The sequence below is a fragment of the Paenarthrobacter sp. NPDC092416 genome (assembly GCF_044755025.1).
GTDB lineage: Bacteria > Actinomycetota > Actinomycetes > Actinomycetales > Micrococcaceae > Arthrobacter.
The window spans coordinates 1-14,197 of record NZ_JBIVQG010000026.1 but is presented as its reverse complement, the minus strand read 5'-3'; the positions used below and the strand labels follow the sequence as shown (position 1 = coordinate 14,197).

Genomic DNA, 14,197 nt, shown 5'->3' with positions numbered 1-14,197 from the left:
TCCAAAGTCACTCCCGAACAGAAACGCCTGAAACTCCGCGAACTCCTGAACTCTGGGACCATCGCGCAGTTCCCGGGCGCGTTCAACCCGCTCTCCGCCCGGCTCATCGAAGAAAAAGGCTTCGCCGGTGTCTACATCTCCGGCGCCGTCCTCGCCAACGACCTCGGCCTCCCGGACATCGGCCTGACCACCCTCACCGAAGTCGCCACCCGCGCCGGGCAGATCGCCCGCATGACCGACCTGCCCTCCCTCGTGGACGCGGACACCGGCTTCGGCGAACCCATGAACGTCGCCCGCACCATCCAGGAACTCGAAAACGCCGGCCTGGCCGGCTGCCACATCGAGGACCAATACAACCCCAAACGCTGCGGACACCTCGACGGCAAAAACGTCGTCGACCTCGACACCGCCACCAAACGCATCCGCGCCGCAGCAGACGCCCGACGCGACCCGAACTTCCTCATCATGGCCCGCACAGACATCCGCGCCACCGACGGAATCCACGCCGCGCAAGACCGCGCCCGCGCTTTGGTCGATGCAGGCGCGGACGCGATCTTCCCCGAAGCCATGGCCACCCTGGACGAATTCCAGGCCATCCGCAACGCAGTAGACGTGCCCATCCTGGCCAACATGACCGAATTCGGCAAAAGCGACCTCTTCACCACCGAGCAACTCCAGAACGTCGGCGTAAACATGGTCATCTACCCCGTCACCCTCCTCCGCATTGCCATGGGCGCAGCAGAGCGTACGCTGGAATCGATCAAGGCTGCGGGGACACAGGAGGCCGAGGTGGCGAACATGCTCACCCGATCGCGCCTCTACGAACTCGTCGACTACGAGGCATACAACCAGTTCGATACCGGCGTTTTCAACTTCCAGGTTCCTGGCATCCGCTAGGTCCCGGCTACACCAAGGGGAAAGCAGGCAATCCGGGCAACCGGCTCGCCTGCCCAAAGAACGAAGGAGTTCAGCATGGCTGCTGAAGACATCAAAAAAGGCCTTGCCGGCGTCGTGGTGGACTACACCGCCGTCTCGAAGGTCAACCCGGACACCAACTCGCTGCTCTACCGCGGGTACCCCGTCCAGGAACTCGCCGCCAGGTGCAGCTTTGAACAGGTCGCGTACCTATTGTGGAACGGCGAACTGCCGGACGACGCCCAGCTGGCGGAATTCACCGCCCGCGAAAAAGCCGGCCGCGCCCTTGACCCGGTGGTGAAGTCAGTTGTTGACACGCTGCCCACTACCGCACATCCCATGGATGTTTGCCGCACCGCGGCTTCGGTGCTGGGGGCCCGGCACCCACTTGCTGAGGATTCCTCACCGGAAGCGAACATGAAGAAGGCCATCGACCTCTGGGCCGCCATGCCCGCTGTGGTGGCCTACGACCAGCGCCGCCGCCACGGCCACGGAGTGGTGGAACCCCGCGACGACCTCGGCTACTCCGCGAACTTCCTCTGGATGACCTTCGGCGAAGAGCCCGTGGACGAGGTAGTCGAGGCCTTCAACGTCTCGATGATCCTGTACGCAGAACACTCCTTCAACGCCTCCACCTTCACCGCCCGCGTGGTCACCTCCACCCTCTCGGACCTGCACTCCGCCGTCACCGCCGCCATCGGCGCCCTCAAAGGGCCCCTCCACGGCGGGGCCAACGAAGCTGTGATGCATACCTTCGACGAGATCGGCATCCGTCCCGAAGAATCCCTCGAGGAAGCCGCCGCCCGGGCCCGAGCCTGGATGGAAGACGCCCTGGCCCAGAAAAAGAAGGTCATGGGCTTCGGACACCGCGTATACAAACACGGCGACTCCCGCGTGCCCACCATGAAAGCGGCCCTGGACAAGATGATCGCCCACTACGGACGACCCGAACTCCTGGGCCTCTACAACGGACTCGAACAGGCCATGGACGAGGCAAAAGCCATCAAACCCAACCTCGACTACCCCGCCGGGCCCACCTACCACCTGATGGGTTTCGACACCCAGACCTTCACGCCATTGTTCGTGGCCAGCCGCATCACCGGCTGGACCGCGCACATCATGGAACAACTGGCATCGAATTCACTCATCCGACCGCTGAGCGAATACAACGGTCCGGAAGAGCGGCACGTGCCCTAACGCTTCCGCCCAACAGCAGCTCGCACGACGGCGGGCCGGTCACCTTTCGGTGACCGGCCCGCCGTCGTGCGCTGTGCAACAACCGCTAATCCGCTGCTACCCAATCGATGGTTTGGACGTCCGCCACGCTCTCGTTGTCAGCGGCAAGGGCAACGCGGACAGCAATGCGCTGCCCCGAGATCATGGCAGGGAGCCAATGTTCGGCGTCGGCCCACATGCGTTCCACAGGGAGCTGCGCAACCCGGAACCACTCCGGCGCGATCTCGTCGCTTTCCGACGGTTCCCCTTTCCAGATACGCGTCAGGAAGACCGTGGTGGCCATGTTCCAGTCCGGTTTTGCAGGGAAGACGAAATCGACCGTACCCGCCGGGACCAGATCCTGCGGCTCAACGATGACGTGGATTTCCTCGTCCACCTCACGGCAAGCTGCCTGGAGCGCAGTCTCCCCAGGCTCAACATGGCCCCCAACGCCCACCACCTTGCCACGGCCAAAGCCAGTCTTTTTGGTACCGAGCAGGACGTATTCCCCGTCCGCGTCTTCGCGGAGTAGGAAGCACAAAGTCACATGGGCTGCTGTCATGCTGCCTACCTTAACCCGATCTCCCCTGCCGCTGCCGCCATTGCTACAGTGAGCCCATGAGCGAAGGTGGGGGTGAAACGCATGCTGCGGCGGACCGGGACGCGTGGCTTCCGCGGTGGCTGGTGGCGCATCCCCTTTACGCCGGCTGGGCCTGGGTTGCTGTGTGGGCCGGCCTGATTGTCCTGGACGAGGTGGTGGACCTCGCGGGATGGACGTGGTACCTGCTGGTACTGCTGGCCGCACTGCCAACACTGACATCCACGCTGGCCGTGCTTCATGCCACCCCACGCAGCCATCTCAAGGCCGTGGACGCGACGGTGTTGGGCCACTTCTTTGTGAGGTTCGTGGCGTTGGTTGCGGCATTCTTGGTCTGGGCGGCCTCCGTGGTGATGAGCGCCTCGATCTCCACCACCGTCCAGTCGGTGATTGGCGACTCCGAAAAAGAAGTCACCGCCCTGGGCTTCAACGTCATGCTGGCCTCGGTCCCTCTGGTGCTCTCTGTCCTTTGGATGGCCTTCATTGTGCGCTGTGCATGGTTCCTTCGACGCCTCCGCGGCTGGCGACAGGTACCGACGCAGACCAAGGTACCCAAAAAGTTCCTCCGCGGACGGCCCCGGCTGAAGCGCGTGGTGGTGGGCCTCGCCCACCCTGGCCTCCTGCTGGTAGGCGGACTGGGGACTTCCCTGCTGGCGTTGTTCATCGGCGCCGTGGAGCTGACCCTGAGCGTGCTCGACTAAGTCGGCGTTGCCGATTCAGCCCAGTGCTCTTGGATGCGCGGCTGCGTAAACTTCGCGAAGAGTGTCAGCAGTGACCAGCGTGTAAACCTGCGTGGTGGTCACCGAAGCGTGGCCCAACAGTTCCTGGACCACCCGGACGTCCGCTCCGCCCTCCAGCAGGTGTGTGGCAAAAGAGTGCCGCAGGGTGTGCGGGGAAACGTCCTTGGTGATGTTGGCCTTCTCCGCAGCCACCTTAAGTATGGTCCACGCGCTCTGCCTGCTGATCCTGCCTCCGCGGGCGTTCAGGAACAACGCCGGAGTGCCCTTGCCTTTGGCGGCCAAGAGCGGCCTGCCCCGGACAACATAGGCTCCGACGGCGCGTGCACCGTAGGAGCCCAACGGCACCAGCCGCTCTTTGGAACCTTTGCCGAAGAGCCTGACGATGGCGGGATCGCTGCCAGTGTCGTCCAGGGATACGTCGTCTACGTCCAGACCCACTGCTTCGCTGATGCGCGCGCCAGTGGAATAGAGAAATTCCAAGAGGGCGCGGTCCCTAAGTCCCGTGGCGGTGTCAGTCCCTGCGGCCTCCAGAATGCGTGTTACTTCATCAACACTGATGGCTTTCGGGAGCCGTTTGCCGGGCATCGGTGGGTGGACATCGCTGGCGGGGTCCGCCGTCGTGGTTCCCTCCAACGCCCAAAACTTGTGAAGTCCGCGGACGGCAACCACAGTGCGCGCTGCCGAACGCACGCCCAAAGCAGCCGCGCCGTCGGAACCGTCTGAGAGAGCCTGAACAAAGGCAGTGACATGATGGCGGGTTATGTCGCCTGGCCGCTCAACGCCTTGTACCGCCAGGAAATTTGAATAACGGGCCAAATCCCTGCGATACGCAGAGAGCGTGTTGGCCGCCAGGCCGCGCTCGACACCCACATGCTGGAGGTAGTCGGTGACAGCGCGGTCAACGCCGTTCAGGGTCCGGGTGGCGGAAGCCTCCGGCATGGTCAGCGCTGGCTCGGGTGCGCCGGCCAGGGCGCATCTGCCGGACGAAGGCTCATGAATCCGTCCGCCTTCGCAGCGGCCGCGGCAAGAATTCCGACGACGGCCGAAGGGTTGTGCAGCCGTCCTTCCAGGACCGCCCGAACGGCATCCTCAAGCGGGACCCAATGGAATTCGATCTCTGCCTCTTCATCCGTACGGACATGGCGTTCGGCTTCCGGCACGTCGTTGAGCCCGCGGGCCAGGTAGATCCGGATCGCCTCACTTGAGGAGCCCGGGGAGTTGAAGAAGTCCGCGAGCACGTTCCAGGTCGCGGCGGTGATGTCCGCTTCCTCGGCAAGTTCGCGGGCGGCCCCCACCACGAAGTCTTCGCCTTCGATGTCCAGCAATCCGGCGGGGATTTCCCACAGATCCATGCCCACCGGGTGCCGGTATTGCTTGAGCAGCAAAATCTCGCCATCCACATTCATGGGCAGCACAGCTACTGCGCCGGGGTGGTCGATGTAGTCGCGGACCAGAGTGGCCGTGTCCTCACTGAGCTGGAACGAGTCGCTCACGACGTCCCAAATGCGGCCTTCGTAAACCTTGTTGGTAGACAAAAGACGGCGCGGGCTCGGCATATCCGAAACCTGCCTCGACGTGCTGGGGGTTTCAGAAATACCGGGCATCGCGCCGTCCTTCGTTAGTGCTTGCTGTTACTTGGCAGCTACCGCGCCGGCGGCCTGCTTGGCTCCTGCTGCTCCGCCTTCACGACGCTCCAAAGCAGCCTTGACAAGGCCGGCGAAGAGCGGGTGCGGGCGGGTGGGCCGGGAGCTCAGTTCAGGGTGTGCTTGCGTCGCAACGTAGTACGGGTGGACTTCGCGGGGCAGTTCAACGTACTCAACCAGCTTGCCGTCAGGCGAGGTTCCGGAGAACACCAGGCCCTCTGCAGCGATCTGGTCACGGTACTTGTTGTTGACCTCGTAGCGGTGCCGGTGGCGTTCGCTGACGCTGGTGGTGCCGTACGTCTCGGCAACAACGGAGCCTTCGTCCAACTTGGCTTCGTAGAGTCCCAGACGCATAGTGCCGCCCAGGTCGCCCTTGCCGTCAACGATGTCCAGCTGCTCTTCCATGGTGGCGATGACCGGGTACTTGGAATCGGGCTCGAACTCGCTGGAGGAAGCGCCTTCCAGGCCAACCACGTTGCGTGCGTATTCGATCACCATGCACTGCAGTCCAAGGCAGAGGCCCAGGACTGGAAGCTTGGTTTCGCGGGCAAACTTCAGGGCGCCCAGCTTGCCTTCGAGGCCACGAATGCCGAAGCCGCCCGGCACGCAAATGGCGTCGACGCCGGCCAGGGACTTTGTCGCGCCAGCAAGGGTCTCGCACTCGTCAGAGGGGACCCAGCGGATCTTGACCTTGGCCTCGTTGGCGAACCCACCGGCGCGGAGGGCCTCGGTGACCGAGAGGTAAGCGTCCGGAAGGTCGATGTACTTACCCACCAGGGCGATCTCGACCTCGTGCTTGGGGTTGTGGACCGCTTCAAGCAGCTTGTCCCACTTGCTCCAGTCAACGTCCTTGAACGGCAGGTCCAGTGCGCGAACGATGTAGGAGTCCAGGCCCTGCGAGTGCAGCGTCTTGGGGATGTCGTAGATGCTCGGTGCGTCAGCGGCATTCACCACGGCGTCGATGTCGACGTCGCACATGCGGCCAATCTTCTCGCGCATGGCCTCCGGCACTTCGCGGTCCGAACGGATCACGATTGCCTCGGGCTGGATGCCGATGGAGCGCAGGGCAGCAACGGAGTGCTGGGTGGGCTTGGTCTTCAGTTCCTGGGAAGGTCCAATGTAAGGGACCAAGGATACGTGCAGAAAGAACACGTTGTTGCGGCCGACATCCTGGCGGACCTGGCGGGCCGATTCGAGGAACGGCTGGGATTCGATGTCGCCAACAGTGCCACCGATTTCGGTGATGATGACGTCGGGAGCGTTCTTGCCCTCGGCCGGGAGGCGCATGCGTCGCTTGATCTCATCCGTGATGTGCGGAATGACCTGGACGGTGTCGCCGAGGTATTCGCCGCGACGTTCCTTGGCGATGACCGTGGAGTAGATCTGGCCGGTTGTGACGTTGGCCGAACCCTCAAGGTTTTCGTCGAGGAAGCGCTCGTAGTGTCCGATGTCGAGGTCCGTTTCGGCGCCATCATCAGTCACGAAGACTTCGCCGTGCTGGAAGGGGTTCATCGTGCCCGGATCCACATTCAGATAGGGATCGAGCTTCTGCATAGTTACAGACAAACCGCGTGCCCGCAGCAAGTGGCCGAGGCTGGAAGCCGTCAGTCCCTTACCGAGCGAGGACGCCACACCGCCAGTGACGAAGATGTGTTTGGTCGTCTTGGACGAGCCCGGGAACCGGGAATTTACACGGGAATTTGATCGCTGCACCACGGAATTCGAGCTTATCATCAATTACGCCTTCCAAGCGTCCTGTCGGATTCCCCAAATGGTCAATAGTTGCCTAGGACAGGGGTCGGGATCAATAGCCGGGCGGGACCGAGTCCCCGAATGTGATTGTGGTCCCAGTCCTGTTCCACCCGCTGCAACCTGGGTCTAGGCCCGCTGGGGCAGTAGTTTGGCATCGTCCAGGAGTTCCTGGGCGTGGGCCCGGGCGGACTCGGAATCTTCCTGACCTGCCAGCATGCGGGCAAGCTCTTTGACCCGCTCGTCTTCGTCCAGCAGTTGAACGTCGCTCGAGGTGAAGCCCGTGGACGTCTTCCCATCAGCACCCCGAACGGACGTCTTGGTCACGCGGATGTGCTGATCTGCGAACGCGGCGACCTGCGGCAGGTGCGTCACCACCAGGACCTGGACGTGCCGGGCAAGCATGGCCAGACGTCGACCGATTTCAACGGCGGCACGGCCACCCACGCCGGCGTCGACTTCGTCGAACACGAACGTCGGCACCGGATCCACGGCAGCCAGGACGACCTCGATGGCGAGCATGACCCTGGAAAGTTCACCGCCCGAGGCGCCCTTGCCCAGAGGCCTGGCCGGCGCCCCGGAATGGGGCTGGAGGAGGAAGGCGATCTCATCGGAGCCCCACGGACCCAAGGGGCCGCTTGCCTCAACCTCGATAACGAGCGTGGCATCAGCCATGGCCAGGGCCGTCAGCTCGGCGCTGACACGCGCCGAGAGGTCCTTGGCGGCCTTCTGGCGGGCTTTGCTGATGGCCGCGGCGTGCTTCAGCAGCGTCGCTTCGGCGGACGCCACCTCGGCGTCCAAGGATTCGATGCGGGTTGAATCATCCTGCAGTTCGTCCAACCGCGTCCGTGCGGTAGCCGCCCACTCAAGGACTTCATCGATGCTCGGGGCATACTTTCGGATCAGCTTAGCCAGCGCGGCGCGTCGTTCCTCAATCTCCGAGAGCCGCTCCGGACCTTCAGTGTCCAAGGCTGCTTGGTAGCTGGAAAGCTCAGCGGCGATGTCGTTGAGGAGGAAACCGACCTCCGCGAGACGGGCCGCGGCAGAGCGGAGTTCGTCGTCGTGTTCGGCCACATGCTCGAGCGTTCGCTTGGCAGCGTCCACCATGGATGTCGCATCTCCGGCATCGCCGAATTCCTCCGCAATGAGCGATTCATGCGCGGCTGCAGCAGCGAGGCGAAGTTCCTCAACATTGGCAAGCTTCACGGCCTCGGCTTTGAGGGTCTCGTCCTCCCCCGGTTGAGGATCCACCTCGTCGATTTCTTTGAGGGCAACATCCAGAGACTCCGCCTCGCGAAGACGCTCACGGGCTTCACTGCGCAAGGTCTCGAGTTCCGCCTGGATGGACTTCCAGTGGTTGTACAGGTCCTGGTACTCCCCCAGGATCTTGGCCAGCGGCGCACCCGCAAACCTGTCCAGGGCATGTCGCTGGGCGGCAGCCCCCTTCAAACGGATCTGGTCCGACTGGCCATGCACCACCACCAGGCTCTCGCCTAGCTCAGCGAGGACGCCAACGGGTGCTGCGCGCCCGCCGACGAAAGCACGACTGCGTCCGTCCGCACCCACGGTTCGGGCCAGCAGCAGCTCAGCAACGCCGTCGAACTCTTCTGCCTCGCCGCCCGCCTCCCTGGCCCGTTCCACAGCGCTGTGGCGTGGGTCCAGCTTCAGCACTGCCTCCGCGGAAGCGGACTTGGCACCGCTGCGGACGGCGCCGGCGTCCGAACGCGCGCCGAGGAGGAGTCCGACGGCGGTCACCACCATGGTCTTGCCGGCGCCGGTTTCGCCAGTGACGACGCTAAGACCGGGTCCTAGCGGAAGTGCGGCGTCCGTGATGACGCCAAGGTCACGGATTCGGAGTTCTTCAAGCATGTTTCACTTCGCATTCGTGGGATCGGTTGGCTCACCCTGCCCAATGTCCTGGGGGCTGACAGTGTCCCGCGGACTGGGCAGTGGCGCCGGTGCAGGTGTCCTGATAACGGGGATGGGACCCGTATGGACCTCGCCGGTCCGTGGTGCGGGTCCGCGCCAGCCGTGGATGGGGAGTTCGAACTTGCGGACGAGTCGGGCAGAGAAGGGGGTCTTATGCGTACGGGCGAGGCGCACGGGCGTGGTGGAGCGCGTCACTTCGACGCGGGCACCCGGCGGCAGGTCCACGGAGCGCCGGCCATCGCACCACAGGACGCCCAGCGCATCCGTACGGTTCATGATTTCAACGGCCAGCTTGGAGCGCGGGGACACGACCAATGGCTTTGCGAACAAGGCGTGGGCACTGATGGGTACTATGACCAGCGCTTCAACCTCGGGCCACACCACCGGTCCGCCCGACGAGAAAGCGTAAGCAGTGGAGCCCGTAGGCGTTGCCAGGACCACGCCGTCACAGCCGAACGAGGTCAGTGGACGTTCGTCCACCTCGGTGACCACTTCCAGCATGCGTTCGCGGTTGGCTTTCTCGATCGCGGCCTCGTTCAGAGCCCACGTGTGCCAAATCTTCTGGCCCTTGATCCAGACCTGGACGTCGATGGTCATCCGTTCTTCCACCGTGTACTGGCGGCTGGCGATCCACTCGACCGTCTGTGCGAGGTCTGCCCGCTCGCTTTCAGCCAGGAAGCCTACATGGCCAAGGTTGACGCCGAGCAGAGGTACATCGACGTCGCGCACCAGTTCGGCCGCCCGGAGGATGGTTCCATCCCCGCCCAGCACCATGACCAGTTCCACGTCCTCAAGGCTGACGTGGTCGTGGAGGATCTCAATGGGAGTGTCAAGGGCACCGAAATACCGCTCGACGTCCGCCAACTCGGATTTCTGCAGGACGGGAACCAGGCCAGAGGCGTGCAGTTGCGTACAGGCATCCCAAGCTGCGCGGAGCGATTCCTCCCGCCCAGTGTGGGCAAGGACAAGTACACGCCTGCTCATCGGATTCTGCTTCCTAGTTGTTCGGCCAGAGTTTCTTCATCAACGCAGCAACGTCCTCGTCCCGCTCTTCGATCTTAGGCAACGCAGCGGACATCCTGCGCTTCATCCACAGGAAGTACTCAACATTTCCGTCTTGGCCCGGCAAAGGGCTGGCGGCCAACCCCAGCAATTCCAGCCCCGCATCCACCGCCGAGCGCGCCACTTGGGCGACCGCCCGACGTCGTTCGTTCTCCGACGAAACCACGCCCGTACGGCTCAGCCGCTCCTTGCCGACCTCGAACTGAGGCTTGACCATGAGGACCAGGTCACCGCCAGGCTCCGTCGCTTTCGCCAGCGGATCCAGGACCAGAGTCAGCGAAATGAACGACAAATCCGCCACGGTCAGTTGCGACAGTCCGCCTACTTGCTCCGGCGTCATGTACCTAACATTGAGGCCTTCGTGAACTTCAACCCGCGGATCTTCCCGAAGGTGCGGCACCAGCTGGCCATGCCCGACGTCGACCGCCACCACGCGCGCGGCGCCTTCCCGAAGCAGCACGTCAGTGAACCCGCCCGTGGAGGCACCGGCGTCGAGACAGCGCCTCCCGGAAACCACGACGTCGGGAAACGCCTTCAGCGCGCCGGCCAACTTATGCCCGGCGCGGCTGACGTAGATGTCCTCCAAGTGGGATTCGACGTCGAGATCTGCGCCGGCATCCACCTGAAGAGCCGCCTTGGCGAGGACGACCCCGCCCGAACTGACCTTGCCGTCGCTGATGAGCTTGGCAGCATGGGTCCTGGACCTCGCGAGCCCACGGGCCACGAGTTCCTGATCGAGTCGCGCCATACGCTAGCTGTCGCCTTCCGGTCGCGCCGCAGGCGGCAGTCCCGGCTCCGCGTCGAGAGCCTCAAGGAGCGAATCGTGAATATCGGAGTAGACGTCGCCATGGCCCGAAACCGGCGCGTCCTGGACACCGTCAAGCAGGCCGAGGGCCCGGTCCACGAGGGCATCGCCAGTTTCACCGGCAGGTTCAGGCCACTGGACGTCAAGGCCCTCCGCTTTAGCGCCAGCTGCGCGAAGATTGTTCGGCTCAGTCATCGCATCTCTCTAGTGAGTGCGCCATTCAAGCTGCGGGTCCGTTGCCACCGCAGCATCAGGAACGGCAGACCACCACGCCGCGCAGGCAGCGCGCCAGGCATCAAGGTCGGTTTCAGAACCGGTCACAGTAACCGTGCCGTCCTCGGCAGCTGCGGAGGCAGCACCACACCGGAACGTCCCGGCGTCACTGACAACCTCGGGATACACCGTGTAGAGGTCACCCAGATCTGCCAACAGGTAGTCCGGACGTTCGTCCGTGCGCGCTGAAAGGATGGTCTGTTTCGTGTCCACGCCCGTGAGGACCGCGGCGGTTGCGAATCCTGCCCGGTTGCCGCCGAGGATATCCGTGTCCAAACGGTCTCCCACCACGAGGGGGCGATCCGCGTTGAGTCGCTTGGCTGCCGCATGGAACAACGGAGCCTCCGGCTTCCCGGCGACCAGCGGCGTTTTGCCGGTGGCAGCCGCCACGGCAGCGACGAGGGTACCGTTGCCGGGTGCCATACCGCGGGCCTGCGGAATGGACATATCCGTGTTGGTGGCAAACCACATGGCTCCCCCGGCAATCACGTAGGAAGCCTCAGCCAGATCCTTCCAACCGATCTCGGGATTGAAGCCCTGGACCACGGCCACAGGAGCTTCCGCAGCACTGTGAACGGGTTTCAGACCCACCAGTTCAATCTCGTGGGCCAAAGCCGCGCTGCCCGTAATGAGGACATGCGCGCCAGCCGGAAGCATCGACGCCAACAACTCACCGGCCGCCTGCGAGGAGCTCACCACTTGGTGGTCTTCAGCAGGAGCGCCGAGCTCGCGCAAATGGGCCGCAACCTGCGCGGGCGTACGCGAAGCGTTGTTCGTTACGTAGCCCAGGCCGACGCCGACCATTTCCAGGCGTTGCAGCGCTTCCACTGCGCCGGGGATGGCGTGGGGTCCTGCGTACACCACGCCATCGAGGTCGGACAGGACAGCATCGAACGATGAAATCAGGGAATCAGCCATGCTGGGAATCGCTGCCCTCGTCCTCGGTGCCTTCTTCGGCAACTACGACGGACTCTTCGTGGTGGTCGTCATTGCTGTCGTCGTCTTCGTGCTCGTCGTCTTCGTCTTCGACGGAGTCGCGGTCAGACTCGGCATCATCGGACTCAAAGTAGTCCGACTCGGCGTCGTCCAGTTCAGCGTCATCGTGGTCGACGTCGGCCGCCGCAGCCTCGGCGATTACGGCCTCGCCAGCTGGCTGCTCGACGTCGGAGTCCTGGGTACGCTTCTCAAAGCGCGGCTTACGGGCCGCGGCTTCTTCAGCCTCGTCGTAGCCGAGGTCGAGGATCTCCGGCTCCGCAAACTCGCCGACGCCCAGGGCGTTCTCGGCGACGACAGCCTGGCGTTCCCACTTGGTGGCCTCTTCGGCACGACCGTTGGCCGTCAGCGCTTCGGCGTAGGCACGGAACAAGCGCGGGCTGTAGGAGAACGCCCGGTTGATGTCCAACTGCGGGATCTCCAACTCGGTGACGGCGGCATCCAGCTGGTTGAGATCGGCACGCGCGCCTGAGGCGACGATTGCCAGCTCTACCTTGCCGGGAGCATCAAGATCCTGGGCCTCTGGAGAACGCACCATGTCCAATGCGCGGTCGGGGCGGCCAAGCCCACGCTCGCAGTCGGCCATCACGGGCAGGTGCACGTTGGATCCGCTGATACGACGGTAAGTACGGAATTCGCGCAGGGCTTCACCGTAGTGGCCAGCAGCATATGCTGTCAGGCCGACAGCCTCGCGGACGGCCGAGAGGCGGCCACCGCGGCGGCTGGCTGCCAGAGCGTGCTGGAATGCCAGCTCGGGCTCGATGTCGATCAGGCGGCCGGCCATGACAAGGTGCTTCGCAACCCAGCCGGCACTTTGCTCTTCGAGCGTCTTGATCTGATGCCCGGTGGCGCGGTCGAGCTCCTTACCTGTGACATCCTCATCGATCTCGGGAGAACGTTCGCGGTCAGGACGGTTGGAACTGCGGATGTCCTTGGCGTTCGGAACGCGGGCCGGACGCTCTTCCCATGAGTTGCCACGGTCGCGGTCGCCACCGAAGGAACGGCGCTCACCGCTGCGCTCGGGACGGTCTCCACGGTCGCCAAAGGGCTTACGGTCACGGTCTCCACCGAAGGAACGACGCTCGTCACCATCGCGGGCAGGACGGTCAAAGTTCCGCGGACCACGCTCAGGACGGTCGCCAAAGGGCTTACGGTCACGGTCTCCACCGAACGAGCGGCGCTCTCCATCGCGGGCAGGACGGTCTCCGCGGTCACCGAAAGGCTTGCGATCACGATCGCCACCGAACGAGCGGCGTTCACCGTCACGGGCAGGACGATCACCGAAGGGCTTGCGCTCACCACGGTCAGCACCGAACGAACGACGCTCACCGCCGCGCTCGGGACGGTCTCCACGCTCGCCGAAAGGCTTCCGGTCACGGTCACCACCGAAGGAACGACGCTCACCGTCACGGGCAGGACGATCACCGAACGGTTTGCGCTCACCACGGTCAGCACCGAACGAGCGGCGCTCTCCATCGCGGGCAGGACGATCACCGCGGTCACCGAAAGGCTTACGGTCACGATCGCCACTGAACGGACGACGTTCGCCGTCACGGGCAGGACGATCACCGAAGGGCTTGCGCTCACCACGGTCAGCACCGAACGAGCGGCGCTCTCCATCGCGGGCAGGACGATCTCCGCGGTCACCGAAAGGCTTACGATCGCGGTCACCACTGAACGGACGCCCAGACTCATTGCCGTCCCGGTTCTCCCTGGAACGGAAACCACGGGGATCGCCACCGGAGTTGTTGTTGGGACGGAAAGAGCCGCGGTCTCCACGGCTCCCGCCGAAGTTGCCGCGATTGCCGTCGCGATTGCCGCCGTTGTGCTCAGCCATGGTGGATTCCTCCTGTTGCGAGCCGACCACTGGCGCGTGCGTAGTCGCTCATAACCCTTATTTCGTTGTCACGCCGCCGACACCCATCAGGTTCGGCTCGTTAGTTCTCATGCAATTCTAGGCGACACGGCCCTCAGCCACCGAACGCCAAGCTACCTATCGGGGGCTCCCGTGGGAAGTCTCACAAACCCCAAGCCCCTCCCCACCATTCAGTCACCACCATCAATGGTGAGGGGGTAGTTCGCTTCTGGTGTGGGTTTCCCAAGGAAGGGACAGTACATGTCCCATTGGGGGTTTGGTGGTTAAATGCGGGGGCCCCGGTGGTGGGCCGGGGCTTGGTGTGTTGGTGGTTAATGTGGGAGACCCCCCAACCGTGTGGTTGGGGGGTCTCGACCGAATGGTTGTCCGGCGGTGTCCTACTCTCCCACACCCTCCCGG

At 63.9% G+C, this 14,197-nt stretch carries 13 protein-coding genes; 3 read left to right on the top strand and 10 right to left on the bottom strand.

Features of this window, described 5'->3' with window-relative positions; all coding sequences use genetic code 11:
- Together prpB and ACIQC5_RS23950 are read left to right on the top strand one after the other, a co-directional pair.
- A partial coding sequence (gene prpB, locus ACIQC5_RS23955; RefSeq protein ID WP_400287684.1) for a methylisocitrate lyase occupies window positions 1-897 on the top strand: 897 nt, incomplete at its 5' end.
- Between the two features lie 75 nt (window positions 898-972).
- Window positions 973-2,112, top strand: coding sequence for a bifunctional 2-methylcitrate synthase/citrate synthase (locus ACIQC5_RS23950; RefSeq protein WP_400287682.1), 1,140 nt, complete (start codon window positions 973-975; stop codon window positions 2,110-2,112).
- An 85-nt stretch (window positions 2,113-2,197) separates the two neighbouring features.
- Here the strand turns inward: ACIQC5_RS23950 and ACIQC5_RS23945 are convergent, their stop codons facing one another.
- Window positions 2,198-2,692 (bottom strand): 8-oxo-dGTP diphosphatase, encoded by a 495-nt coding sequence (locus ACIQC5_RS23945; protein WP_400287680.1) that lies wholly within the window; start codon window positions 2,690-2,692, stop codon window positions 2,198-2,200.
- 56 nt (window positions 2,693-2,748) lie between these two features.
- Between ACIQC5_RS23945 and ACIQC5_RS23940 the strand changes: the two genes are divergently transcribed.
- Entirely contained in the window at window positions 2,749-3,429 is a 681-nt protein-coding gene (locus tag ACIQC5_RS23940; protein WP_400287678.1) for a hypothetical protein, read from the top strand.
- Window positions 3,430-3,444: 15 nt separating this feature from the next.
- On the opposite strand, the gene xerD is transcribed toward ACIQC5_RS23940, so the two are convergent.
- The 9 genes from xerD to ACIQC5_RS23895 form a co-directional block, all read right to left on the bottom strand.
- Window positions 3,445-4,407 carry a site-specific tyrosine recombinase XerD gene (xerD, locus tag ACIQC5_RS23935; protein WP_400287677.1) on the bottom strand — a complete coding sequence of 321 codons (963 nt, stop codon included), beginning with the start codon at window positions 4,405-4,407 and terminating at the stop codon, window positions 3,445-3,447.
- Between the two features lie 2 nt (window positions 4,408-4,409).
- Window positions 4,410-5,072, bottom strand: a complete 663-nt coding sequence (locus ACIQC5_RS23930) for an NUDIX domain-containing protein (protein ID WP_400287675.1) — start codon at window positions 5,070-5,072, stop codon at window positions 4,410-4,412.
- Window positions 5,073-5,099: 27 nt separating this feature from the next.
- The gene (locus ACIQC5_RS23925; protein WP_400287673.1) at window positions 5,100-6,845 is read right to left on the bottom strand and encodes a CTP synthase; all 1,746 of its coding nucleotides are present in this window, start codon (window positions 6,843-6,845) and stop codon (window positions 5,100-5,102) included.
- A gap of 144 nt (window positions 6,846-6,989) precedes the next feature.
- Window positions 6,990-8,729, bottom strand: coding sequence for a DNA repair protein RecN (recN, locus tag ACIQC5_RS23920; protein ID WP_400287671.1), 1,740 nt, complete (start codon window positions 8,727-8,729; stop codon window positions 6,990-6,992).
- 3 nt (window positions 8,730-8,732) lie between these two features.
- Window positions 8,733-9,773 (bottom strand): NAD kinase, encoded by a 1,041-nt coding sequence (locus ACIQC5_RS23915; protein WP_400287669.1) that lies wholly within the window; start codon window positions 9,771-9,773, stop codon window positions 8,733-8,735.
- A 13-nt stretch (window positions 9,774-9,786) separates the two neighbouring features.
- Window positions 9,787-10,599, bottom strand: coding sequence for a TlyA family RNA methyltransferase (locus tag ACIQC5_RS23910; protein WP_400287667.1), 813 nt, complete (start codon window positions 10,597-10,599; stop codon window positions 9,787-9,789).
- 3 nt (window positions 10,600-10,602) lie between these two features.
- A complete protein-coding gene (locus ACIQC5_RS23905; RefSeq protein WP_400287666.1) occupies window positions 10,603-10,851 on the bottom strand; it encodes a hypothetical protein in 249 nt (82 codons plus the stop codon).
- A 9-nt stretch (window positions 10,852-10,860) separates the two neighbouring features.
- Window positions 10,861-11,847, bottom strand: coding sequence for an HAD-IIA family hydrolase (locus ACIQC5_RS23900; RefSeq protein WP_400287665.1), 987 nt, complete (start codon window positions 11,845-11,847; stop codon window positions 10,861-10,863).
- A complete protein-coding gene (locus tag ACIQC5_RS23895; RefSeq protein WP_400287663.1) occupies window positions 11,840-13,759 on the bottom strand; it encodes a hypothetical protein in 1,920 nt (639 codons plus the stop codon). The genes ACIQC5_RS23900 and ACIQC5_RS23895 overlap by 8 nt, the downstream gene beginning before the upstream one ends.
- Window positions 13,760-14,197: the final 438 nt, after the last annotated feature.